The sequence below is a fragment of the Candidatus Clostridium radicumherbarum genome (assembly GCF_045310525.1).
Lineage (GTDB): Bacteria > Bacillota > Clostridia > Clostridiales > Clostridiaceae > Clostridium_AT > Clostridium_AT radicumherbarum.
The window spans coordinates 751,422-777,284 of record NZ_JBJHZY010000001.1 but is presented as its reverse complement, the minus strand read 5'-3'; the positions used below and the strand labels follow the sequence as shown (position 1 = coordinate 777,284).

Here is a 25,863-nt window from a genome sequence, read left to right as displayed (position 1 = left end):
TAAGCTTATATACTATTTTATTTAGTGATTTATATGAATATTACTTTCTAAGCATAAAAAAAGAGCTGCTCTCACAGCCCCTTAAAAATATTTTCTTTCTATATCAGCACCTAAGCCCTTAAGTTTACCTTCAATATCTACATAACCTCTGTCTATATGATAAACATCACTAATTTCCGTTGTTCCCTCTGCTGCAAGTCCAGCAAGTATTAAGGCTGCTCCTGCTCTAAGATCAGTAGCTCTTACCTCTGAACCGCTAAATCTTTCTATTCCTTCGATAACTGCAGTTCTTCCATCAATTTTTATGTTTGCACCCATTCTCTTCAGTTCCTGAACATGCATAAATCTGTTTTCAAATATGGTTTCAGTTACTATACTTGTTCCTTTTAGTACACATAAAAGACTCATCATTTGTGCCTGCATATCAGTAGGAAATCCCGGATATGGCATTGTTTTTATATCTACCGGCTTTAAGTCTCTATCGGCATCTACAATTATTTCGTCACCATTTGCTTCTATTGAAACACCTATTTCAGTGAGTTTAGCAATTATTGGTTTTATATGTTCTTCATTTATTCCTGAAATTATAATTTTGCTTCTTGTAATAGCTGCAGCAGCCATATAGGTTCCAGCTTCTATTCGATCACAAATAGGTTTGTGTATGGTTCCTTTTAAGCTTTTTACTCCTATAATTTTAATTGTATCACTACCTGCGCCTATAACTTCGGCTCCCATACTATTTAGAAATTTTGCTAAGTCCTCAATTTCTGGTTCTTCAGCAGAATTTTCAATTATAGTTTCACCTTCAGCAAAAATTGCAGCCATCATAATGTTTTCTGTAGCTCCAACTGAAGGAAAATCCAAATAAATTTTGTTTCCAATTAGTTTATTTGCCTTAGCCTCAACATAGCCGTGGCCAACATTAACCTCTGCACCTAATGCAGTAAAGCCTTTTAAATGCAAGTCAATTGGTCTTGTTCCTATATTACAGCCTCCCGGAAGGGATATTTTAAATCTTCCAAATTTTGCAATCATAGGTCCCATAATAAGAAAAGATGCTCTCATCTTTCTTACTAGTTCACTTGAAGGCTCACCATATATTAGTTTAGTGGTATCAATAAGGATTCTGTTATTTTCTTTGTTAATGCTTATTTCAGCTCCCAAGGACCTTAAGGTATCCACTATAACACAAACATCTTCAAGCATAGGTGCATTTTCTATGATACATTTGTCACCACTTAAAATACTTGAAACTATAATAGGCAAAACAGAATTCTTTGCAGCACTTACCTTTACTTTTCCAGCAAGCTTATTTCCTCCATTAATGACTATTTTATCCATACAATTCCCCCACTTCTTATTAATAAGCTTCTATAATGATTGGCGTACCGATTATTAAATAGGTTCCTGCTCCATAACTGCAGACAGCAAAATTTAAATCTACAAGTTTTCCATTATCCTTTATTGGGATAAATTGCTTTGTATATGCTACAGTACTAGTACCATTTTTTAATTTAACTGTTGAGATATTACTTGTATTTTCTATCATTAACATTTTTATAATTTCATTATTTAATTTTTCATTATCGCTTTCCGGAACCTTTGCCTTTAAATATTGAAAATACTTAACATCTTTTTTATTAACAGCTGAGTCAATTGTGTTTATAAGCTCATCTAGTCTGTTTTCATTATTGGTTCTAACAATATTTAAACTCACAAGATTATGATTATCATAATCCGAATATTCTATGTAGCCATTTACTGCCTCTGATTTAAAATCCACACTGTAATATTTGCCATCCTTTGAAATGTTTATATTGCTATCTGATAGATTTAATTTTTTTAATAAATTAAGACAATACTTTTCACCATTTTCATCAATTTCGAAATTGGCTCTGATACCATACTCAACAATACTTCCATTAGCTGATTCAATTATTTTATTCAATATACTCGTATTTTTTTTCGCAAAGGATAAATTATTTAAGTTTGACAAAGATAAAATAAATAAGAAAACTAATATAATGATTTTATTTTTCAAAGAGACCCCCTACCTTTCTCTTTTGATTATGGACAAAACCATTAACTTTTATTCCATAAATATACTATTAATATATAAGAAATTTTAAAAAGTGTGAAAAAAAAGAGGCCTAAGCCTCTTTGTGTTTTTATACTATCTTTGAATTATAATTGCAGTTCCCATTCCCCCACCTATACATAATGTAGCTAATCCATTCTTAACATTGTTTCTTTGCATTTCATGAATAAGAGTAACAAGTATTCGTGCTCCAGATGCACCTATAGGGTGCCCTAAAGCAATTGCACCTCCATTTACATTAACCTTATTCATATCAAGCTTTAAATCCTTAGCTACTGCTAAGCTTTGAGCAGCAAAAGCCTCATTAGCTTCAATCAAATCTATGTCCTTAAGTTCAAGCTTTCCTTTTTCTAAAGCCTTTCTCACTGCGCTATAAGGTCCATAGCCCATAATTGACGGATCTACCCCACCTTGAGCATATGAAACTATGGTTGCCATAGGACTTAGACCTAACTCTTTTGCCTTCTCTAAACTCATTATTACTAAAGCTGCTGCACCATCATTTATTCCAGAAGCATTGCCTGCAGTTACAGTTCCGTCTTTCTTAAAGGCAGGCTTTAATTTTCTTAGTGATTCTATAGTGCTGCCTTTTCTCGGAAACTCATCCACTTCAAAAATAATAGGTTCTCCTTTTCTCTGTGGGTTACTTACAGGAACTATTTCTTCTTTAAACTTACCTTCAGTAATTGCTTTTTCAGCTTTTAATTGTGAATTAAGTGCAAATTCATCCTGCATTTCTCTTGATATATTCCACTTTTCTGCTACATTTTCAGCTGTTATTCCCATATGATATCCATTAAAAACATCAGTAAGTCCTTCACTAAGCATAGAATCTACTAAGGAACCTGCACCCATTCTATATCCCCATCTAGCATCATTTAAAATATAAGGTGCCCTAGACATGTTTTCCATACCGCCTGCAATAATTACATCAGCATCTCCAGCTTTAATAATTTGTGCAGCTAGCTCAACTGCTCTAAGACCAGAACCACATACCTTATTAATGGTCATTGCTGGTACCTCAACTGGAAGTCCTGCTTTTATTACAGTTTGCCTTGCAGTATTTTGTCCAAGCCCTGCCTGCAGAACATTTCCTAGTATAACTTCATCCACCATTTCAGGTTTTAAGTTAACTCTTTTAAGTGCTTCCTTAACAACTATTGCTCCAAGTTCTGGAGCTGGTATATCCTTTAAACTCCCCCCAAATGAACCAATTGCAGTTCGAACTGCACTTACAATTACTACATCTCTCATTCTCATTCCCCCATTTATTAAATTTAAAATACCCATGTAAACAATTTCATTATATTCGATTACTTTGCATTTATCAACTTTTACATAAGAAAAAGACACAAGCTTTAAAAAAGTTTGTGTCTTTATAATATTTTAATATCTTTTAATGCTTCTCATTTACACTAAATTCAGTTAAGGTTTTGTTTTTATAACCAAAATTATATAATATAGCATCAACTATTCTTTTAGAAGCTTTACCATCGCCATAAGGGTTTATGGCTTTTCTCATAACATCATATTCATCTTTATCTCTTATTAACTCATTAGCATTATTTATTATAACTTCCATGTTGGTTCCAATAAGTTTTACAGTACCTGCTTCCACAGCTTCAGGTCTTTCTGTTACATCCCTAAGTACCAGGACTGGTTTCCCGAGATGCGGTGCCTCTTCTTGAAGGCCGCCGGAATCAGTCATAATCATATAACACTTATTCATTAGATTATGTGTTTCCTTTGTATCAAGCGGTGGCAGCAAATGTACTCTTTCAACTCCATCTAAATATTTGTAAACAACATCTTTAACTACAGGATTTAAATGAACTAAATAAACAAGCTCAACTTCTTTATTGTTTTCTACAATATTTTTTAGAGCCTTACATATATTTTCTATGCCTTCACCCCAATTTTCTCTTCTATGAGCTGTAACCATAATTACCTTTTTAGACTTATAATCTATTTCATTTAATTCTTTATTTGTAAATTCATACTTGTCTTCAACTGTATAATTCATAGCGTCAATTACGGTATTTCCTGTTACATAAATGTCGCTTTCCTTAATTCCTTCTCTCAAAAGGTTTTCTTTTGCCCCTGCAGTAGGTGCAAAATGAAGATCAGCAATGGCCCCTGTAAGTTTTCTATTCATTTCTTCAGGGAAAGGAAAGTATTTATCAAAGGTTCTAAGACCCGCTTCTACATGACCAACCTTTATTTGCTTGTAGAAAGCAGCAAGAGATCCAGCAAAGGTAGTAGTTGTATCACCATGAACTAAAATCAAGTTTGGTTGTTCTTTTTCAAAAACTTCTTCCAGGCCTTCTAATACTTTAGTAGTTATACCTGTTAAACTTTGCTTTGCCTGCATAATATTCAAATCGTAATTAGGAATTATATTAAAAAGTTCAAGGACTTGATCTAACATTTGTCTATGTTGTGCTGTTACGCAAACCAAAGATTCTATCTCTTCTCTTTGTTGTAATTCATTTACCAGAGGAGCCATTTTTACCGCCTCAGGTCTAGTTCCGAATATGGTAATCACTTTAATTTTCTCCATTTTATTTCCTCCTAAGCAATATGCTAGTCATGTTTAAAGAAGCCCATCTTCCAAGCAACAAATACAATAATTGTTATTACTGAAGCCATTAAGAAATAAGAACGAACGGTACTTATTTGCATTGCTATAATAGCGATGCCTCCTAGAATTGCACTAATTAAATACATTATAATAACAGCTTGCCTCTGTGATAGTCCAAGGTCTAACAATCTATGATGCAAATGCCCTCTGTCTGCTTGAGAAATTGGTTTCCCATTTACCTTTCTTCTAATCATAGCAAATATAGTGTCATAGATTGGCAGCCCAATAGCTAGTATTGGAACAGATATTGCAAAGGCTGTAGCTGATTTAATTGTCCCCTCCATAGATATTGCTGCTAGTAAAAATCCCAGCAGCTGTGCTCCTGTATCACCCATAAATATGGTTGCAGGATTAAAATTGTATGGCAAAAATCCAATAATAGCTCCACCAAGTACTGAAGTAAGAATGGCAGCTTCAGATCTATTATGAATTATAGCAATAATAAAAATTGTTATTGTAGAAATAAGAGCCACCCCAGCAGCTAAACCATCTAAGCCATCAATAAGATTTAACGCATTGGTTATACCTACAACCCAAATTACTGTAAAAGGTATATACAGCCAGCTTATGTATATAAGTCCATTTATGCCTCCAAAAGGATTTGTCAGTATTGTTATACTTACTCCACTTGCGATTAAGCACAGGGCGGCTGCAATTTGAAAACTAAGTTTTACTAAGGGCTTTAAATTCTTAATGTCGTCAATAACTCCGCCTATAACTATTATTGTTGAACCTAAAATTATTCCTAATTCAGAAGTTTCAAGGCTGCCTTTTTTTAAAATTATAGTTATTATAAATGCAATATAAATTGCTAAACCACCTAATAATGGAATTGGCTTTTTATGCACTCTTCTTTCATCCTTTGGAACATCTATTGCCCCAATTTTTACTGCCAACTTTTTTACTAATGGAGTTGCTAATAAAGATATAACTGCCGATATTAAAATTAAAAAATAATTATTCATAAGTTACCTTCCTGATTTAATCGATTAGTAAGAATCCTCTCCCATATATAAAGCACTATTTAATACCCAAATTCATTACTTAAAGAATCATCATCTTTAATCCAATCCTGTACATAAATTATACGATATTTATCTTTTGTATCTCTAATAATCACTTTTTCTATACCTGCATTTATAATTAACCTTTTGCACATTGTGCAAGAATTTGCATCCCTCACAAGCTCTAAGGTTCTAGTTTCCTTACCCACAATGTATATAGTGGCACCTATCATATCCCGCCTAGAAGCACTAATAATTGCATTAGCTTCAGAGTGAACTGAGCGGCACAATTCATACTGGGTACCTCTTGGAACATTTAATTGTTCTCTACGGCAAATTCCTATATCATGACAATTTTTTCGTCCTCTTGGGGCTCCCGTATATCCACTAGATATTATCTCATCATTTTTAACAATAATTGATCCATAATTTCTTCTTAAACAAGTTCCTCTTTCAAGAACAGTCTCAGCAATATCAAGATAATAATTATTCTTATCTCTTCGTTCCATCAGTATTCCTCATTTCTACATTAATCACTAATATTATAAGTCATTTATATTAATAATACAAAGACTAATTTTAAAGTTTCCTCCTAAAACTCTCATTCTCTTACTTCATAGAATCAATAATCACCATATGAAATATAAAAAACTGACTCCTGCCTATACAGGAATCAGTTTTTATTTTTTAAATTTATTTAGAAATATAAATTGAAACTTAAAGCTTTGCCTTATTTTGTTCCAAAGAGGCGGTCTCCTGCGTCTCCTAGTCCTGGTACAATATAACCATGTTCATTTAACTTTTCATCAATAGCTGCTACATATATATCTACATCAGGATGAGCATTCATAACATTTTTTATGCCTTCAGGAGCTGCTATTAAGCACATCAATTTAATATATTTTGCTCCTTTTCTCTTTAATAAAGCTATTGCATCAACTGCTGAGCCTCCGGTTGCTAGCATTGGATCAGTCACAATTACATCTCTTTCTTCAATATCCTGTGGAAGTTTGCAAAAATATTCTACTGGTTTTAGTGTAGCTTCATCTCTATATAATCCAATATGACCAACCTTTGCTGCAGGTATAAGTTTAAGCATTCCATCCACCATTCCAAGTCCAGCTCTTAAAATTGGGACTATTGCAACCTTTTTACCTGAAAGCATTTTACATTTAGCAGTGCATATAGGAGTCTCAATTTCCACTTCCTCCAGCTGTAAGTCACGAGTTACTTCATAAGCCATAAGCATTGCTACTTCCTCTACAAGCTCTCTAAAATCTTTTGAACCTGTGTTTTTATCCCTAATAAATGCCAATTTGTGTAATATCAATGGATGTGCGATTTGTGTAACTTTACTCATTTTACTTCCCCCTATTTCATATATTTATTTTCAATTGCTGTTATTTTATTAATTCTTTTTAAATGTCTATCTCCTAAAAAGCTAGCATTTAAAAAGTTATCAACTATGTCAAATGCAAGTCCAGTACCTAATACTCTTGCTCCTAAGGCTAAGATATTTGCATCATTATGTTCTCTGCTTGAGTGAGCACTGAAGGTATCGGAGCATAGTGCTGCCCTTATACCTGGAACCTTATTTGCAGCAATACTTATTCCAATTCCAGTACCGCATACTAAAATACCAAAATCAAAATTCTTTGAAGCAACCTCCTCTGCAACAGCCTGAGCATAATCAGGATAGTCAGTTGAATCTTCAGTAAAAGTTCCAAAATCCTTAAATTCTATACCTCTTTTTTCTAAATGTTTTACTACTTCTTTTTTTAAACTTAAACCAGCATGATCGCTGCCTATTGCAATTTTCATAATTTTCCTCCTTGTATCCCTTATATTATTTTTAGAATTTTTATAATTTTTTATTACAAAAAAGAAGATAACAGCACATTTTTTAAATGCTTTTATCTTCCTTTATTTTGTCCAACAATAATAATATACTATTATTTAAAGCTTCATAGGTTTTATTGTAAACAGGAAAATCACCGCCATATGGGTCAACTATATCACCCTTTATGCCGACATATTCATTCAAAGAGAATACCTTGTCTTTAAGCTTTGGAAAGCTTGATAAGATCATATTTTTAATATTAATGGTCATGGTTAATATCAAATCAGCATTATTTAACATTTCCAAAGTAAGCTGAATTGCCAATCTTTTACTAATGTCTAAGGATAAATTTTCCTTAATTAATTGGGCTGAGTAAATGGAGGCTATACTTTTTTTTACAATTGATAGTCCAGCAGATGAAGCTTTCACATTTTTAATAGTACAAAGACTATTAAAAATGGCTTCAGCCATACAGCTTCTGCAGGTATTACCTGTACATACAAATAACACTTCCATTTTCAACCCTCCTTAATAATTTAAACATTAATAATATCAAAACCAGCTGACTTTCTCATTCTATTCATAATGGCTGTCCCTATTTCATCTTCTTCAAAGGCCTCAGCAAGAATTAAATCTACCTTTTGATCATCTAGGCTTCGCAAAGCTTCAAATAAATTCTTTCCTATAGAGCTTATATCATTTCTGCTTCCTAGTGAAATAATTATTCCATCTAAATATTTATCTTTAGTTTCATCTGTAGCTAAAATTCCTACGCTTATTTTTTCACCTATACTATTTTGCACTATTTCATTAATTTTTGCAATAGTTTTTTCTATATCTCCCTGTATTATTTTCATAGGCGCATTAGGAGCATAATGTCTATACTTCATTCCAGGCGCCTTTGGTTTAAGATCTTCCTTTGGTTTTTTCATAATTGCTGGGTCCATATATATTGATGGTTCTATTTCCTTTAGCATATCCAAGGTTATACCCCCTGGCCTTAAAATACAAGGGGGAATTACTGTACAATCTACAATAGTTGATTCAAGCCCAACTTCACAACTTCCGCCTCCAAGTATTATATCAACTTTTCCATTTAAATCTTCTATACATCTATTAACTTCAGTAGGACTTGGTTTGCCTGATATATTTGCAGACGGAGCAGCTATTGGCACTTTTGAGGCTTTAATTAGTTCTCTAGCTATTACATTAGAAGGCATTCTTATGCCAATAGTAGAGAGCCCTCCACTAGTCACTTCTGGGATCACTTCTGTCTTATTAAATATTAGAGTTAAGGGCCCAGGCCAAAATCTTTTCATGAATTTTGCAGCTACTTCAGGAATATGTTTAACGTAGGGATTAATATTAAAATCTGATACGTGAATTATTAATGGGTTATCCTGAGGTCTACCTTTTGCCTCGAATATATTTTTTACAGCACTAGGATCAAGTGCATTTGCCCCTAGTCCATAGACAGTTTCAGTAGGAAATGCAACAAGTCCACCTTCCCTTATTACCTTGCCTGCCAATAATATTTTATCCTCATCTATTTTAGCTTCATCTAATAATATAACTTTAGTATTCATTAAAAATTTCTCCTTCGCTTATATGTACATTAGAGCATTTTAGTCATTATAAGCCCTAAGATTATTCCAGTCAAGATACCAGCTGTGCTTGTTATTCCATCCCAAAGCTTTGAAGATTCGGGAAACATTTCTCCACAAACTACATACATCATAATTCCTGAAGCAAGAGCAAGACATGCACCTAATATATTATCTGAAATGCTTCCTAGGTATGCTCCTATCATGGTTCCTATGGCAGTTGGAAAAGCTGTTAAAAAGGCAAATAGTAAAATTTTTCTCACCCTCACCTTCGAAGCCATCAGTGGAGCTGAAACTGCAATACCTTCCGGAATATCATGTATAGCAATTATTATGCTCATCTTAAAACCAAGGCTCTGACCAGCAAGAAACCCAACACCCATAATAACGCCTTCAGGTAGATTATGCAGCATTAATCCAATTGCAGCCATAAAAGCAACCTTCATATGTTTATTTTTAGCAAAGTTGCTGCTAGTAATATTGATAATTCTATCTAACATAGATATAACTAGAATCCCTAGTATACAAAACATCAAAGTGCCGCTAAAGCTCCAATTGTCAATAGCCTCAGGAATTAAATCAAAGACTACAATAGAAAGCATCAAACCGCCTGCAAAGCCAATTATAGCACCTAAGAGTCTATTTGAAGGCTTTTTAACTATAATTCCTAAGGATGCTCCAAGCATAGTTCCAATTAAAGATACAATGCTTCCAAAAGCCACAATTAAATAAATATTATTTCTAAGCAAGTTATCACTCCTACTCCACAAATTAACTCTATACATTCTATTTATGAAACTCGGAGTGAAGAACCATATGCTTAAAATTTATACAATATTACTTCCTCTATATTCCTTAATAATTTCTACGGCCCCTTCAGTATATTCAGCTTTTACACAATTTCTATAAATCATATCTAATAATTTATATTTCTCAAAGCCACCTTTATTTATAATAAGATAATAAAAGTTATCTTCCGGATTATGTGTTTTTAACCAGTAATATTGCTGTGCTAAATAGGGATGTTTACTTATAAAATTATTATCTATAGGCATAATTTTTTTATTCCTAAATCTAGAATTCATAATAAAGATTATAGACATCTGCGCACATTTTCCTTCAGCATGTACAAATTTTACTTTATCACAAATTATATTCATTTCCGCGCCAAAATACAGCAGTTTTATTTTTAATCTGTAGCTATCACTGCTGTACTTTATATAATTATTGCTTATATTAATTAATATTGTTATTAATATAAGCATCTCAATTATTAAAAGATAAATAATAAAGAAGGTATTCGATTTATGGGCTAAAAATAAAATAAATGGCAACATAAAAAAAATAAAGCTTAAGAATAGCAAAAACCCAATATTAGATTTTTTTTGCTTCCTAATAGCTTTATTTATGTCCATAATTTCACCTCTATATTTGTGTGCGCTTTTGATTATTCATTACTTCCCATTGCTTCCATCTTTCTAGCTTGGTCTTCAGTAATTAATCCATCGATCATTTCATCAATATCGCCATCTAGAAAGGCTTCTAACTTGTAGAGGGTTAGCCCTATTCTATGATCTGTAACTCTACCTTGAGGATAGTTATAGGTTCTAATTCTTTCACTTCTATCTCCAGTTCCAACTTGACTCTTTCTATCTTCAGCTATTCCAGCATGTCTTTCAGCTTCAGCTCTTTCATAAAGTCTTGACATTAAAACCTTCATGGCTTTTTCTTTATTTTTAAGCTGGGATTTTTCATCCTGGCAGGACACTACAAGACCAGTTGGAATATGTGTTATTCTTACTGCTGAATCTGTTGTATTAACGCACTGGCCACCGTGACCGGAAGCTCTAAAAACATCAATTCTAATATCATTTGGATTAATAGTTACATCTACATCATCAACTTCTGGTAAAACTGCTACCGTAGCTGTGGAAGTATGGATACGTCCGCTGGATTCAGTATCAGGAACCCTTTGTACTCTGTGAACCCCACTTTCATATTTAAGCTTACTATAGGCGGATTGACCCCTAACCATAAATACAACTTCCTTAAAGCCGCCAATATCAGTTTCATTGGCACTCATTAGTTCAATTCTCCATCTGTGACGTTCTGCATATCTAGTATACATTCTAAAAAGGTTTGAGGCAAAAAGAGCAGCTTCTTCTCCACCGGCCCCACCTCTGATTTCAATAAATACGTTCTTTTCATCATTTGGATCCTTTGGAAGAAGCAATATATTTAATTCTTTGTGAAGCTCTTCTGATTTTAAAGTTAAATCCCTTATCTCTTCTTGAGCCATCTCCTTAAGTTCTTTCTCAATGTCCTCATTAAGCATTTCCTTATTGGCTTCAATATCTTCTATAGTTTTTTTATATTCTTTATATTTATTAACTATTATTTCTAAGTCAGCATGTTCTTTGCAGAGCTTCTGCCATTCCTTTTGATCAGCCATAACTGAAGGATCGCTTATTTTTCTAGAAAGCTCTTCATATTTATTTTCTGTAAAATTAAGTCTATCTAACATTTATATAATCACTCCATATATTATTTTCACAATTTATTATTATAACACAAGCCCCAAAAAATAGCGATGGAATTTTTTATTATTAATTTAGAGTAGCAATTAATACTCTATTAAGCCCTGCAAGGTCTTTAATTATCTTAATATTACTGAAGCCATTTTCTTCAAGGATTCCTTTAACTTCTTCAGCTTGGTCATACCCTATTTCATAAGCTAGAATCCCCTGCCTCTTTAAAACCTGAAGGCTTTGTTTTGTAATGGATCTATAAAAATTTAATCCATCCTCGCCTCCCCATAGGGCAATATATGGTTCATAATCCTTTACATCCTCCATTAAAGTTGGTATCACAGATGTTCTTATATATGGTGGGTTTGATACCACTATGTCAAACTTAAGCTTATTATCTAGAGCAAACTGAAGCAAATCACTTTTAACAAAACGAGCTTTATTATTTAATGAAAGCAATTCTATATTTTTAGATGTTACCTCGGAAGCTTCTTCAGATATATCACTACAATAAACTTCTGAAGTCTCTGATATTTTAGCTATTGAAAGCCCAATAGCGCCACTGCCGCAGCAGACATCACATAATGTCATTTTATCTTTTTTATTTGTAAGCTTTAAAACCTCTTCTACCAAAATTTCTGTATCCGGCCTAGGTATTAAAACACCTGGTTTTATAAAAAAAGATATTCCCATAAATTCAGTTTCTTCTGTTATATATTTTAAGGGCATCTTATTTTTCCTTAAGTCAATTAATCGAAAATATTCAATTACACTTTTCTCACTGACTTCTTTGTCCCTATTAGTAATTATTGACACTCTATCTAAATTTAAAACCTTGCCTAAAATCAGCTGAGAATCTAAAATATAATTTTCATTATTATACTTTAAAATTTCATAACCCTCAGTTAGTAATTGTTGTATTTTCATTTACATCATCCTTATGATTTATTCTAGTCCCTCTGCTGACTTTAATGCAGCAATAGCCACTTCTATTTCAGATAAATCCGGTTCCCTTGTTGTAAGTTTTTGCAGCATAAGCCCTGGAAAAGCTAGTATATTTGCAGCTTTACTATTACTCTTACCCATCCATCTAATAAGTTCGTATGTAATTCCCGATATCACAGGCAGCAGTATTATTCTATATAAAAGTCTTTGAAGTAAAGAATTCCATCCTGTTAAGGAAAAAATAATTATACTTACTATCATTACCAAAAATAAAAAATTAGTCCCGCATCTTGGATGTAATCTCCTAAATTTTTTTGCATTTTCCGGTGTAAGCTCCATACCATTTTCATAACAAAAGATAGTCTTATGTTCTGCGCCATGATATTCAAATACTCTTTTAATATCCTCTAGCTTACCAATGAAATATATATATAATAAAAATAACATAACTCTTATTATTCCTTCAATTACATTAAGCCATACCGTATTTATGTTAGCAACTTTCTTAAAAAAGTTTGCTGCATAGGTAGGCAGTAAGAAAAATAATAATACAGCAACAACTAATGAGAATATAAGGGATACTCCTGCAATAATATTATCACTTTTATCTTTAAATTTATTTTTAAACCACTTATCAAACTTAGAAAGTTCCTCTTCTTCTTCAAAAAATTTAGCTGAATAGTTTAAGGTTTTTATTCCTATAACAAGAGATTCTATCAGGGATACGAAGCCTCTAATTACAGGCAATCCTAAGAGTTTATATTTTTTTGAATAGGGTACTATATCTAACCTTTCTATTACAATTTCACCCTCAGGAGTTCGAACTGCAGTAGAAACTCCTTTACTGCCCCTCATCATTACACCTTCAATAACAGCTTGTCCGCCTACAGAAACCTTTTTATTCATAAATATTCCTCACTTATTTCTTCATGTTTAATCTTTCATTTTCAAACTCTTTTTTTAATTCAAAATAGCATTTAGGACATAGGGCATGGTATTCTACATTATCCTGTTTATCAATAGCAACTTGTTTTCCTTCAAAAACATATTTTCCATTGATCATTCTCCCATTTAAAAGAGCCTTTTTACCACAGTGGCAAATATTCTTAAGTTCTTCTATACTGTGGGCTAATAGCAGTAATCTTGAACTTCCTTCAAAGCCATTCATCTGAAAATCCGTGCGAAGGCCATAGCAAATAACTGGAATGTCCATTAAAACAGCTATTTCAAAAAGCTGATCTATATGACCGCTTTTGAAAAACTGCGCTTCGTCCACAAGAATACAATCTATTCTGATGTTTTTCTTAAGTAAGGCTTCCACCTCAGTGCATATATTCATATCTTCACTAATTAAAAGGTCTACTTCCCTTGTAACACCAAGTCTTGATACAACCTTATTTCCGCCCTTTGTATCAGTCTTAGGTTTTATTATTATTATACTCATTCCTCTTTCTTCATAGTTGTATGCAACTTGTAAAAGATTTGTTGATTTACCGCAATTCATTGCTCCATATCTAAAATATAATTTACTCATATCATTTCCCCCTAGCAATTAAACTAAACAAATATATTGTATCAAAAAACAGCCTTTTATTAAAGATTGACTACAAAATATTTGCATGCTATAATCTAGTAGTTGAGAATATGGAAACATATTCGATAATTGAAAGAGGTGAATGAAATGAGAGAAGGCATACATCCAGAATACCACCAAGACGCTGTGGTTAAGTGTGCATGTGGAAACACATTTACAACTGGTTCTGTTAAGAAAGAACTAAAAGTAGAAATATGCTCTAAATGCCATCCATTCTACACTGGACGTCAAAAGATTGTTGACGTAGGTGGAAGAGTTGAGAAATTTAGAAAGAAGTTCAATATTACAGAATAAAAAAATGGGAAAGGATTTACCTTTCCCATTTTTCTTTTCCATTATCTTTTCTTAAAATATCATTTTTCATAAAAATTTCTAAGAAATCATCATTATTTCTTGTTTTTGCCATATGCTCAATTAGCTTTTCTGTAATTAAATCTGCACTATTTTCTTTGTACATAACCCTTCTTATATTAAAGATAACCTCCTGCTCTTTAGAAGTAAGAAGTAAGTCTTCTCTTCTTGTACCAGATTTATAAATATCAATAGCAGGAAAAATTCTTCTTTCTTGAAGCTTCCTATCTAAGTGGACTTCCATATTGCCAGTTCCCTTAAATTCTTCAAAAATCATATCATCCATTCTGCTACCTGTTTCTACAAGGGCTGTGGCAAGAATAGTAAGGCTTCCACCTTCTTCAATATTTCTAGCAGCACCAAAGAATTTTTTAGGATTTATAAGCGCTCCTGGATCTAATCCTCCAGAAAGTGTACGTCCCGTTGGAGTTATTGTAAGATTGTAGGCCCTAGAAAGCCTTGTTATGCTGTCTAATAATATAACCACGTCCTGACCTTGCTCTACCATCCTCTTTGCTCTTTCAAGCACCATTTCTGCAACCTTTGTATGATGATCTGGTTCTTCATCAAAGGTTGAAAATATAACTTCACCATTAATAGAACGCTGCATATCAGTAACCTCTTCAGGTCTTTCATCTATTAAAAGAACTATTAATTTTATTTCCGGGTGATTTTTACTAATGCTATTGGCAACTTTTTTAAGAAGAGTAGTTTTACCAGCCTTAGGAGGTGCAACTATTATACCTCTTTGTCCTTTACCTAATGGTGAAATAATATCCATTAATCTAGAGGATAAATCTAAGGGACTTGTTTCTAATTTGATTCTTTCTTCAGGATAAATAGGAGTTAAAGTTTCAAATCTTTTTCTTCCAACAGCTCTTTCAGGGTTTTCACCATTTACCCCTTGTACATATAATAGAGCTTTAAACTTTTCTCCTTCTTTAGGAGTTCTCACCTTACCTTCAACCATATCACCTGTTCTTAAATTGAATCGTCTAATTTGTGAAGGAGAAACATAGATGTCATTTGGTCCTGAAAGATAGTTTTGTCCTCTTAAAAAGCCAAAACTATTTTCAATAACATCTAATACTCCCCTAGCAGTATCAGATTCATCTATCATTTCTTTAAGCCTTTCTCTTTTTTCTTCAAAGGAAACTTTTTCTATGACAGGCTCAGGCCTTGGAGCAGGTTCATGAGTTAAATTCGTTGTATCAGCTTTTATTTCTTCACTTTTTACATAGGATTTTTCAGTTTCTTCTTTTATTTCATCCTTTTTAGGAGTTATTTTTTCTCTAAGAACTACCCCATTTTTTTCAATGGATGCAGGAGAAACCTTGCTAATTTCTTCAATAAGCTCTGCTTTTTTAAACTTTGATATATTTTTTATACCAAGCTCCTTAGCAATATCTCTAAGCTCTGTTAGAGTTTTAACTTCCAATTCTTTGCTAAGCAAACAATACACCTCCAAATATTCACTTATATATTTATAATTTTATCGGGATTTCAGAAAGAACTACCATGAAATGTAATACCTTATACATTATATACTATTTTACGATTTTAATCCATTTTTTTATTTTTAAAATAAAAAGAGTGAATTTATTCACTCAAAGCATAATTATTAAATCACTTTTTTGCTCATTGACCTTATTAATTCTTTCATGCACTTTACTTTCATTACCAATATAAAAAAGAGGTACTCCCAAAGTTTCGCAGCCACCAATAATTACTTCTCTTTTAAGAAAATCATTTATATTATATTTATAATAATGTGCCTCTCCACATAAAGGGCATTTTATTGTAAAACTAAATTGCTTATGTCCTTTAGAATTAATCTGAATGCAGGGAAAAGCCTTTTCCAGCTTCTCAATTTCGAATATAGATATCTCTTTAATTTCATATTGATCATAGGCGTTCTTTAATGCAATGCTTATTTTAGAATTAATCAGCACCTTTCTCGCCTCCAAAATATTTTTTAATTTATTTTAATATAATAATTCTATAAATCTTAAGGAATTCCTTCAAAAAAAATACTTCACTTTGTCTAAGGGCATATTTTTAATTCGACATGTAATTTTGCAAGTTTATAAAAAAAAGATTCTCAAAAGAGAATCTTTTTTATTATTTTGTTTTAGTTTTAATAGCAGCTTCTATAAAATCTTTAAAAAGTGCATGAGGTCTATTTGGTCTTGATTTTAGCTCAGGATGAAATTGAACACCAACAAACCAAGGATGATCTTTTAGTTCTACTATTTCCACAAGTCTTCCATCAGGACTAGTTCCTGAAAGTATTAAACCAGCATCAGTAAGTGGTTTTCTATATTCATTATTAAATTCATATCTATGTCTATGTCTTTCATATATTAAGTCTTCATTATAGGCTTTTATAGCAAAGCTTTCCTTTGACAGTTTACATGGATATAAGCCAAGCCTCATAGTGCCGCCCATTTCATCTATATCCTTTTGATCTGGCATTAAATCTATTACTGGGTAGTTTGTCTCTGGATTTATTTCTGAGCTATGTGCATCTTTAAAGCCTAATACATTTCTTGCAAATTCAATTACAGCACACTGCATTCCAAGACATATACCAAGAAAAGGTACTTTGTTTTCACGAGCATATTTTATTGCTTCTATTTTTCCTTCAATACCTCTGTCACCAAATCCACCAGGTACTAAAATTCCATCCACATCAGCTAGTAAGGTGCCTACATTTTCCTTATCTAAGTCAACTGAATTTATCCATTTTATATTTACATTTGCATCATTACTTAAACCGCCGTGATTTAGTGCTTCTACAACTGATATGTAAGCATCATGAAGCTCTACATATTTTCCAACCAATGCAATATTTACATTGTTAGATAAGTTCTTTATTTTCTTTACCATAGCTATCCATTCATTGTTATCTATTTTCCCACATGGAAGACTAAGTTTTTCACAAACGAGAGTATCTAAACCTTCTTCATGAAGCATTAGTGGTACTTCATATAAATTTTCTGCATCAAGGTTTTGAATTACCGATCTTCCATCGATATTGCAGAATAATCCTATTTTGCCTTTTAAATCCTCAGAAAGAGGTTTTTCAGAACGACAAACAATTATATCAGGTTGAATACCTATACCTCTTAATTCTTTAACAGAATGTTGAGTTGGCTTAGTTTTAAGTTCTCCGGCCTTTCCTAAATATGGAACAAGAGTCACATGAATAAAACATACATTTTCTCTTCCAACTTCATATTTAATCTGTCTAATCGCTTCTAAAAAAGGAAGTGATTCAATGTCACCAACAGTTCCACCAATTTCAGTAATAACTACATCTATTTCTCTTTCCTTTGCAACTCTATATACCCTCTGTTTTATTTCATTTGTAATATGTGGAATTACTTGTACTGTACCGCCTAGATAATCTCCCTTTCTTTCCTTGGAAATAACTGACCAATACACCTTTCCTGTGGTAACGTTGCTGTTTTTACTTAAATTTTCATCAATAAATCTCTCATAATGGCCTAGATCCAAATCAGTTTCTGCTCCATCATCTGTTACAAAAACCTCACCATGCTGATAAGGACTCATAGTTCCTGGGTCAACATTTAAATATGGATCAAACTTTTGAATTGAAACTTTTATTCCTCTATTTTTAAGAAGTCTTCCTAAGGATGCTGCAGTTATCCCTTTTCCAAGTGATGAAACTACTCCACCAGTGACGAATATATATTTTGTATTTTTCATAAGCTATTACTTCAAATGTATTTTTGAAGCAATATTCACCCCCTAGTATTTTTTTAAAAATTAGTTGACAAGTTCTTTTTCACATATTATAATAGAAATTACCCTATAAAATGGAATTATTGTTATGTTTTTTTAAAATACTATAATATGATAACATATCTTTTTATTTTTTGCTATATTTTTTTTGCTTTTCATCAAAATTTTTATTAAAGCTTGCTATCAATTCTTTTTACAGCTCCATATTCGCTTCTAGATTTAGTAATATCTCTTATTTTTCACTATTATCATCAAATAATATACCCTTTTCCCCAATAAATTATGAAAATCATAAAATTCGGATTAATTACAAATTTAAAAATAAAAAAGGAAGTTAATTTCTTCCCTAATTATGAATATTATATTTTTTTATCTTGCTTTGTAAGGTCTGCCGTGGTATTTGTAAAAAATCAGCAGCCTTAGAAATGTTGTATTTATTAATAATAAGTGCTTCTTTAATATAGGATTTTTCTATTTCTTCCACTTTACTTTTGAGGGACATATTTCTATTTACTATGTTGAGTCCAATATACTCCAAATCATTATCATTTATTTTGCCCTTTTGCTTTAAGTTAAAAACACCTTCAATTACATGTTCAAGCTCTCTTACATTTCCCTGCCATTCTAAGTAGATTAATTTTTCCAGGGAGGATGCATCTATTCCATCAATAGATGCATGAAATTTTTTATTAAATTTTTTAATAAAGTATTCAGTAATTAGAGGTATATCTTCTTTTCTATATCTTAAGGGAGGTAAATCAATTCTTACTACGTTTAATCTATAATATAGATCTTTTCTAAGCTTTCCTTCTTCAATTAATAGCTCTGGCCATTCATTTAATGATACTATTAATCTAGTATCTACGCTTTTATTTATAGAACTGCCTAATCTTCTAACAGTACCATCCTGTAATACTCGTAAAAGTTTCCCCTGAAGCTCAATAGGCATTGAATTGAGTTCATCTAAATATAAGGTGCCACCATTTGCTAATTCAAATATGCCTTTTTTATCCTCAGCTCCTGTAAAGGCTCCCTTTGTTATTCCAAAAAGTATTCCTTCAAGTAAATTACTGGGAATAGCTGCACAATTTTGTGCTATAAAGGGCTTATTACTTCGATCCGAATTATTATGTATAGCTTGTATAAATAATTCTTTTCCTGTACCTGTTTCTCCATAAATAAGTATAGGGGAAGAAGTTTTAGAGGCCCTTACTGCTTTATCCTTACAACATATTAAGGCTTCGCTGTTTCCAATAATATGATGAAAATTGTATTTGGCAGTAGCTATTGTCCTCATGCGTTCCCCCCCTTTGTATTTTCTAAATAATGCTTTGTGTATTTCTTTATGCCTTAATATTAACCTTCAATATTGTGTTTTGTGGCTTTTCTCCACTAATAATAAGATTATAATTAACTAATATATCTCCACCAGATTCACCTACATTGATTTTTAAATCTAATGTTTCAATCTTCATTTCAATAACTCCATAAGGGGTATTATATATAGTTAATGCATTGCCATTCTTTTGGAAATTCATCTCTGCATTTGTTGTACCAACTCTTAATAATGTAAATTTTTCTGGAGCAACTCTTAAAGTAGTCCTAGTACCCTCCATACCTGAAATCTCAGTTTCATCATACTCAGCACAATAGGCTTCCTTGTCTTTATAAAATTCACCAGGAGAAACTACTTCAATTCTACTGTCCTCCACATTATTCTGCTGACTTGAAATGGTTATTACGGCCTTTTTATTCAATATTTTACTACCTCCCTTTTACTAACAGTTATTCCTAGCTACTGCTAATTCTATTAATTCATCAATAAGCTTACTATAGCTTTTACCAGCAGCCTGCCACATTTTAGGATACATACTAATGCTAGTAAAACCAGGTATAGTATTAACTTCATTTAAATAAATTTCCTTTGTATCTTTATCTACAAGAAAATCCACTCTTGCCATTCCAGCGCAATCTAATATTTTATATATATTTATAGCCGCTGCTTTTACTTCTTCTAATTTTGCTTCTTCTAAATCAGCAGGTATTAAAAGCTTTGAAGCTACATTATTATATTTTGCCTCATAATCATAAAATTCTTTTGCTGGAATAATTTCTCCAGGGACAGCCGCTTCAGGATAATCGTTACCCAATACAGCAACTTCTACCTCTCTTGCATTTATCCCTCTTTCAACTAGAACCTTCCTATCATGTTTTAATGCAAGTACTATACCTTCCTTTAATTCTTCTAAGTTATGTGCCTTTGTTATTCCTACAGAAGATCCACTGTTAGAAGGTTTAATAAATACAGGGAATTTAAGTGTTTCGTCAATTTTATTCAATATTTTTTTATTATCTTCTTCATATTCATAGGCATTTACAACTACATATTCAGCCTGCCTTACTCCAAACCTCTCCAGAAGGTATTTTGTGTAAATCTTGTCCATACAAATAGCTGAAGACATAACTCCAGGTCCAACACATGGTATATTTAACAGCTTACACATACCTTGAATAGTTCCATCTTCTCCATATAATCCATGTAATACTGGAAATACTACATCAACTTCATTATTAAATAATATTTTTTGTCCTTCAGACACTTTGTAAAATTCATCACTTTCCCATTTTCCATTTTCTATATTTTCTACTTTTCCATTATATTCAAACCATTTTCCTTCTTTTGATATGCCAATTGGATATATGTCATATTTAGCAACATCGATATTTCTAAGTACTGAGGCAGCAGAAACCCTTGAAACCTCATGTTCAGTAGATTGACCACCAAATAATACAGCAACCTTTTTCTTCATACTTTCAGCTCCTTGTATATCTTAATATTTATTCATTAATCATTATATCATAATACAAGTAGATTGCTACATAAAAATGAGCCACGAGAAACGTCCCCGTGGCTCACCATATCTCACATTGCAAGTTCTCCGTTTGGGGTATTAATTATCTGTAATATTCTTTGTTCATAACCTGTTTGGGCATTAATGTAAACTATGAATTTATCATTTTTATAACTTCCTGCAAACTCATAACAAAGAATTTCTGTATTAGTTGCTGTTGGAATTACTGCAAGCCTTTTGGTAGAAATGCTTAATCTCTTACTAACTTTAGCTTCAGCCTCTGTTTCAGAAATTTTAGGGGTATTAAGTTTTCTATTTTCTTCATGAGAAACTAAATATTTTTCGGATTCAATTCCTATTATATTTCCATTATCTAATGCAATTTTTAGCTTAATTTGATCTGGATAAATTGCTATATCATTTTGTTTAAATACATAATTTATAATAGCAGTATTATCATATTTTAGAGTATAGGCAGTAATCATATTCTTATAGCCTAAATTAAGCAAATATTTAGCTCCTATGTCAGCAGCTTTTTTTAAATCAACTGTTGGATTATTAATTAATCTATTATCTAATAGATAAACTACCCTGCCTCCGTTTTTACTAATTTCGCATATAACTGTGTTCTGTTTAGCATTTCTGTTTTTCATTGTAACATTAAAGCGATAGGAAGGAATCTTAGTTTTTCCCTCATTAGGAACATTATCAATCTTTCCAATATTTTCTTTTCCTATAACTTTATAAACAACATTAGTTGCATCTGATAAAGAAACTTCAGCTTGAGCAGTTATTTTAGGTTTTATATCCATAATATTATCAGAAAATGGGCCATCGTAGATTAATGATGGATATGCTGCAATTTGCTTTTGTATATTTGCAAATTGGGTGGAAACTGCTTCTTCGTTTCCGCTTGCTAATACACCAGTTGCCTTTTGCCTAACTTCTCCCCATTTTACCCTGCCTTCACTTATATCAGCTAACACCACATTTAGATCATTTTGTAGTTTCAAGGCTTCTTGTTTCAAATTGTCAATATTGTTATAATCCTTATCACTTAAATCTTTTCCTTCAGAGGAAGCCTTAACTAAAGTGTAACAGAAATCTCCTACTTGAGACAGAAATTTACTTGTACTCTCAATATTTTGCTGTGGAATTGGCAGTGAATGCAACTTATCATTAGCTGTAGCACTGTATCTAAAAATTTCTTCAAAGGTTATTATTTTTTCTTCCCTGGAATTTGTTATAGCTGCTTTACTTAAATCTACTCTAATATTCTCTACTGAAGTTATTAATTCATGCATATTCTTACTATATTCGCTTTGAAGATAGTTTCTATAATCAGTTCTCTCTAAAGTCATTAAAATAGCAAATGTTGTAGAGAATACAACAATTAAAGTTACCGCAATAGTATATATAATTCTTTTTTTTGTCATTTGCATAGGACTTTACCTCCCATAAATTTCTTCACATAGTATTTGTAGTTATATTTTTATTATTCACCCAAGAAAAGAAAAACTCGACATATAAAGCCGAGTTTCTTAATTATTTATGAAAATAATTTTTTAAGTTCATCCAAAATTTTAAATCTTATTTCTAACTTTTCTGTGGTATCTTTTCCTGCATTTTCAGTGTTAGCCTTTCCTAAATCTTTATTTGTATTTTTTTCTTCCTTTCCATCCTTAGAAAGTGAATTTGTATTGTCAACTTCCTCATATTCATTTTGTGAAAGTACCTCTTTCATAGCTTTTTCTGTTTCCTTGTATGAAACTTCACCTTTAGTTATATCTATAAAACAGAGGGGTGGAAACATTACGCACCACCAGTTTTGACCAGAACCATTTCCAATAATAATTCTATAGGCTTCATACTCACCTTGGGGAAGAGTAATATTTCCATAAGTCTTAACTGGAAAATCTTCCTTTGATAGCATCGTAACTGATTTATAAGAGTATCCATTATCCTTTATAACTTTATCAGCTATTTTTTGAATGTTAGTATCGTTTTGCATTAGAATTTGCCTGGATTCTTCTATACTTTTAGATGTCTTTAATTTAGGAGCAATATATTCAAGCACTTTGTCTCTAACCTTCAGTTTTAAAGCTTGGTCTTCAGCTTTGTCACTATTTGCAATAACATGGAATCGTATAATTTTGTTTTCAATTGAATTTTGTAGTGACATACTATTTACATTGTTAGCTTTCAGACCTTTAACTGAAAAGCCACTCCAGAATATTGAATATCCTATGAATAGACAAATAACAACACATATAAATTTTTTCATTTTTATCCCCCATATTGCTTATTTGTCAGTAATTATTACCATATTTTTCTAAATTATTCATCAATCTCTATTTAGTAACACCAATTCTTCTGATTTTTACATCAACATTTACTGTAATTTCTGCACTTTTAAAAGCTTCATCCCAATTATCCTTAATTCCCTTCCAAAGAGATGGCTTATATTTCTCCACATATTCCCTTAAATTTATGGGATCTACCTGAAACTCAGTCTGTAACAGTTTAGCAATAATATTACATTCTTTAGAAATAGATTCGCTAAAATTTTTTTCAATAGAATTAAGTTCTGTATTTGAAAGTATCTCTTTTCCTTTAAAACCTTCCATAAGCTGCGCTTCTAACCTACAATTAATATTAAAGAAAAGTTTATTTTTATCTCCACTTACTTTTATTTTTCTTTCTATATCATTTATCTCTATATCAATTGGGTGACCATCCATATAAATCACTCTTTTTCCACCTTTGATTTTACCCCTCATTATTTCTAAATCCGCAACCTCTTCAGGTGTTAAAAAGCCCTTTAATTTATAATTCTTAATAACTGCTACTCCTGAAAGCACAATATCCTTCTTTTCTTTATCCATGCTAATTTTAGGTATAATTGCATTTCCATTCTGGCCAAGAAGAATTATTACTTCATTTAAAGTAACTGGCAAAATTGAGGCATTACTTTCACTGCTTTCCATAAGTCCAGTTAAATAATTCTCTATATTTTTTTCCATGGTAGGTTGAAATTTTACAAATTCCTCAGCCTTTCCTTCAGAAACTACAATCCTCATCATTTTGTTCAAATAAGGGTGTCTTTCCAAATAATCTAATATTTCTTTAAAAATATCAGGCTGTTCTAAAATTGCACTATTTAGCATTATAAGCTTTGTCTGTCCTAAATATATACTTCTGCTGCTTCTCCCAGTAGCCTCAATTATTCCGTCCTCCATAGAAGAAGCATCGACGTTAATGTATTTATCCCTAGCAGTACTAGTTATTCCAGGCCCAAGGCTGCTTATATCAGGGAAGCTATAGATTATTGAAAGCTTCTTAGAAGAAATTCTATCTTGAAACGGGTCATTGGGCTTAATTTCCTTTGCATCCTTATTATTGCCGGCATCTTTACCTAGATCAATTCCTATAGTTGTTATAAATAATTTTCTATCAATTTCAACTTTATCCCAACATCCGCTTAAGAATAAACTGCACAAAATTATAGGCAGTATTCTTTTATACTTCACTTTTCTCACCTCTTTTTCTGCCTCCTTTAAATATCAATAAAACAAAAGGCACAAATATGAAACTCAAGGTAACAAAAAACAAGGTGGTTTTATTAGATATATCATAAATTTCGGCGATATTTTCAGGATATAAAGCTAGCAAATAAATAATTGGTGAGAGTATTAAAGCAGTTAATTTTATTTCATCAAGCTTAAAGCTCTTTTTAATTAGTTCTGCTGAAAAATAGAATATATTTACAAAAGTTGTGAAATAATAAAAAACCCACAGTGCCATTACTATACCTTCCCATCTCTCAATAAATGATCCTGGTATCATGATAGCTCTTACCAAACCCATAGTAGGCCAGATAAGCTCTTTAGTAAGATCCTTTGTAAAAAACATTAAACATAAGATTACAACCGCTAAATAAAAGAGTGTAATAAATGATATACTGCTGATTAGTGTTTTTTTAATTTCCTTTACATCTTTCATATATGGCAAAATTAAAAATGCAATTTCAAATCCTCCAAAAGCATAGGTGGAAGTTATTAGTGCACTTATATATTCTTTTGGGGAGTGCTGCAATATAGGCAATACATTTGTAATGTCCCCATTATTAGTTGAAAACAGTAAAATTATTATCATTGGTACAAACATAATTACAAAGGATATTTCATTAAATTTAACTAATACAGAAATATCTGTACGTACCAAGTATAGTCCTGTAAAAATCATCACCAATAATATAAATTCTGTTGGAGTTTTCAATAATAAGTACATTTTTATTACTTCAGCAAATATTCTCATGCCAATAGAAATAGAAAAAATAAAATAAAAACAAAGTAACAATATTATGATATTCCCAAATAGTTTTCCTAATGTATTTATAGTAAGGTCATAAAAAGATATGAACCCATTTTTATCTACAATTTTATATATTATAAATAACAATGCCATGCATATAAAACCAGCAGCTATTGTTACAATCCACCCATCAGTTCCAACTTGTTGAGCCATAGAACTAGGATAGGAAAACACCCCTACACCTATTACCGTTACTACTATAGTTGAAAATAATCCATATTTGCCAACTAACCTTTTCTCGCTCATATAGAGTAGTCCTCACTT

General features: G+C 31.8%; 27 protein-coding genes. 1 reads left to right on the top strand and 26 read right to left on the bottom strand.

Translation table 11 applies throughout. From position 1 onward, the window contains the following. Positions 1-81: 81 nt before the first annotated feature. From murA to ACJDUH_RS03620, 16 genes are all read right to left on the bottom strand, one after another. Complete coding sequence (murA, locus tag ACJDUH_RS03695) at positions 82-1,341, bottom strand: UDP-N-acetylglucosamine 1-carboxyvinyltransferase (RefSeq protein WP_406763805.1); 1,260 nt, start codon at positions 1,339-1,341, stop codon at positions 82-84. Between the two features lie 19 nt (positions 1,342-1,360). Beyond that, positions 1,361-2,041 (bottom strand): YwmB family TATA-box binding protein, encoded by a 681-nt coding sequence (locus ACJDUH_RS03690; protein WP_406763804.1) that lies wholly within the window; start codon positions 2,039-2,041, stop codon positions 1,361-1,363. A 132-nt stretch (positions 2,042-2,173) separates the two neighbouring features. Next, positions 2,174-3,352: an acetyl-CoA C-acetyltransferase gene (locus ACJDUH_RS03685; RefSeq protein ID WP_406763803.1), complete on the bottom strand. Its 1,179-nt coding sequence runs from the start codon at positions 3,350-3,352 to the stop codon at positions 2,174-2,176. 142 nt (positions 3,353-3,494) lie between these two features. Then, positions 3,495-4,658 (bottom strand): non-hydrolyzing UDP-N-acetylglucosamine 2-epimerase, encoded by a 1,164-nt coding sequence (gene wecB / locus ACJDUH_RS03680; protein ID WP_406763802.1) that lies wholly within the window; start codon positions 4,656-4,658, stop codon positions 3,495-3,497. A 23-nt stretch (positions 4,659-4,681) separates the two neighbouring features. Further along, positions 4,682-5,704 carry a glycosyltransferase family 4 protein gene (locus tag ACJDUH_RS03675; protein ID WP_406763801.1) on the bottom strand — a complete coding sequence of 341 codons (1,023 nt, stop codon included), beginning with the start codon at positions 5,702-5,704 and terminating at the stop codon, positions 4,682-4,684. A gap of 59 nt (positions 5,705-5,763) precedes the next feature. Beyond that, positions 5,764-6,252, bottom strand: coding sequence for a deoxycytidylate deaminase (locus ACJDUH_RS03670; RefSeq protein ID WP_406763800.1), 489 nt, complete (start codon positions 6,250-6,252; stop codon positions 5,764-5,766). Between the two features lie 221 nt (positions 6,253-6,473). Further along, on the bottom strand, positions 6,474-7,103 hold the full coding sequence (gene upp, locus ACJDUH_RS03665) for a uracil phosphoribosyltransferase (RefSeq protein ID WP_406763799.1): 630 nt from the start codon (positions 7,101-7,103) through the stop codon (positions 6,474-6,476). Positions 7,104-7,114: 11 nt separating this feature from the next. Beyond that, positions 7,115-7,564 carry a ribose 5-phosphate isomerase B gene (gene rpiB, locus ACJDUH_RS03660; protein ID WP_406763798.1) on the bottom strand — a complete coding sequence of 150 codons (450 nt, stop codon included), beginning with the start codon at positions 7,562-7,564 and terminating at the stop codon, positions 7,115-7,117. An 82-nt stretch (positions 7,565-7,646) separates the two neighbouring features. Next, positions 7,647-8,099 carry a low molecular weight protein arginine phosphatase gene (locus ACJDUH_RS03655; RefSeq protein ID WP_406763797.1) on the bottom strand — a complete coding sequence of 151 codons (453 nt, stop codon included), beginning with the start codon at positions 8,097-8,099 and terminating at the stop codon, positions 7,647-7,649. A gap of 20 nt (positions 8,100-8,119) precedes the next feature. Continuing rightward, positions 8,120-9,169 (bottom strand): L-threonylcarbamoyladenylate synthase, encoded by a 1,050-nt coding sequence (locus tag ACJDUH_RS03650; RefSeq protein WP_406763796.1) that lies wholly within the window; start codon positions 9,167-9,169, stop codon positions 8,120-8,122. A 29-nt stretch (positions 9,170-9,198) separates the two neighbouring features. Then, positions 9,199-9,972 (bottom strand): ZIP family metal transporter, encoded by a 774-nt coding sequence (locus ACJDUH_RS03645; RefSeq protein ID WP_406763795.1) that lies wholly within the window; start codon positions 9,970-9,972, stop codon positions 9,199-9,201. Between the two features lie 42 nt (positions 9,973-10,014). Then, positions 10,015-10,602, bottom strand: a complete 588-nt coding sequence (locus ACJDUH_RS03640; protein ID WP_406763794.1) for a hypothetical protein — start codon at positions 10,600-10,602, stop codon at positions 10,015-10,017. Positions 10,603-10,634: 32 nt separating this feature from the next. Next, positions 10,635-11,711 (bottom strand): peptide chain release factor 1, encoded by a 1,077-nt coding sequence (gene prfA, locus ACJDUH_RS03635; RefSeq protein ID WP_406763793.1) that lies wholly within the window; start codon positions 11,709-11,711, stop codon positions 10,635-10,637. Between the two features lie 82 nt (positions 11,712-11,793). Then, complete coding sequence (gene prmC, locus ACJDUH_RS03630; RefSeq protein ID WP_406763792.1) at positions 11,794-12,642, bottom strand: peptide chain release factor N(5)-glutamine methyltransferase; 849 nt, start codon at positions 12,640-12,642, stop codon at positions 11,794-11,796. Between the two features lie 18 nt (positions 12,643-12,660). Next, the gene (locus ACJDUH_RS03625) at positions 12,661-13,566 is read right to left on the bottom strand and encodes a DUF1385 domain-containing protein (protein ID WP_406763791.1); all 906 of its coding nucleotides are present in this window, start codon (positions 13,564-13,566) and stop codon (positions 12,661-12,663) included. Between the two features lie 13 nt (positions 13,567-13,579). Next, positions 13,580-14,194 carry a thymidine kinase gene (locus ACJDUH_RS03620; protein ID WP_406763790.1) on the bottom strand — a complete coding sequence of 205 codons (615 nt, stop codon included), beginning with the start codon at positions 14,192-14,194 and terminating at the stop codon, positions 13,580-13,582. A gap of 147 nt (positions 14,195-14,341) precedes the next feature. Between ACJDUH_RS03620 and rpmE the strand changes: the two genes are divergently transcribed. Further along, positions 14,342-14,548: a 50S ribosomal protein L31 gene (gene rpmE, locus ACJDUH_RS03615; RefSeq protein WP_406763789.1), complete on the top strand. Its 207-nt coding sequence runs from the start codon at positions 14,342-14,344 to the stop codon at positions 14,546-14,548. A gap of 16 nt (positions 14,549-14,564) precedes the next feature. Here the strand turns inward: rpmE and rho are convergent, their stop codons facing one another. The 10 genes from rho to ACJDUH_RS03565 form a co-directional block, all read right to left on the bottom strand. Beyond that, entirely contained in the window at positions 14,565-16,058 is a 1,494-nt protein-coding gene (gene rho, locus ACJDUH_RS03610; protein ID WP_406763788.1) for a transcription termination factor Rho, read from the bottom strand. 154 nt (positions 16,059-16,212) lie between these two features. Then, positions 16,213-16,557 carry a hypothetical protein gene (locus ACJDUH_RS03605; RefSeq protein WP_406763787.1) on the bottom strand — a complete coding sequence of 115 codons (345 nt, stop codon included), beginning with the start codon at positions 16,555-16,557 and terminating at the stop codon, positions 16,213-16,215. Between the two features lie 169 nt (positions 16,558-16,726). Further along, positions 16,727-18,337, bottom strand: coding sequence for a CTP synthase (locus ACJDUH_RS03600; RefSeq protein WP_406763786.1), 1,611 nt, complete (start codon positions 18,335-18,337; stop codon positions 16,727-16,729). 382 nt (positions 18,338-18,719) lie between these two features. Further along, a complete protein-coding gene (locus ACJDUH_RS03595) occupies positions 18,720-19,670 on the bottom strand; it encodes a sigma-54 interaction domain-containing protein (RefSeq protein WP_406763785.1) in 951 nt (316 codons plus the stop codon). Between the two features lie 46 nt (positions 19,671-19,716). After that, a complete protein-coding gene (locus ACJDUH_RS03590) occupies positions 19,717-20,130 on the bottom strand; it encodes a YwiB family protein (RefSeq protein ID WP_406763784.1) in 414 nt (137 codons plus the stop codon). 21 nt (positions 20,131-20,151) lie between these two features. Continuing rightward, positions 20,152-21,183: a D-alanine--D-alanine ligase family protein gene (locus ACJDUH_RS03585; protein ID WP_406763783.1), complete on the bottom strand. Its 1,032-nt coding sequence runs from the start codon at positions 21,181-21,183 to the stop codon at positions 20,152-20,154. A gap of 113 nt (positions 21,184-21,296) precedes the next feature. Then, on the bottom strand, positions 21,297-22,667 hold the full coding sequence (ypeB, locus tag ACJDUH_RS03580; RefSeq protein WP_406763782.1) for a germination protein YpeB: 1,371 nt from the start codon (positions 22,665-22,667) through the stop codon (positions 21,297-21,299). Positions 22,668-22,774: 107 nt separating this feature from the next. Beyond that, positions 22,775-23,509: a stage II sporulation protein R gene (spoIIR, locus tag ACJDUH_RS03575; protein WP_406763781.1), complete on the bottom strand. Its 735-nt coding sequence runs from the start codon at positions 23,507-23,509 to the stop codon at positions 22,775-22,777. Positions 23,510-23,576: 67 nt separating this feature from the next. Continuing rightward, positions 23,577-24,764, bottom strand: a complete 1,188-nt coding sequence (locus ACJDUH_RS03570) for a Ger(x)C family spore germination protein (RefSeq protein WP_406763780.1) — start codon at positions 24,762-24,764, stop codon at positions 23,577-23,579. Beyond that, positions 24,745-25,845, bottom strand: coding sequence for a GerAB/ArcD/ProY family transporter (locus ACJDUH_RS03565; RefSeq protein WP_406763779.1), 1,101 nt, complete (start codon positions 25,843-25,845; stop codon positions 24,745-24,747). Before ACJDUH_RS03565 ends, ACJDUH_RS03570 begins: the two co-directional genes overlap by 20 nt. Positions 25,846-25,863: the final 18 nt, after the last annotated feature.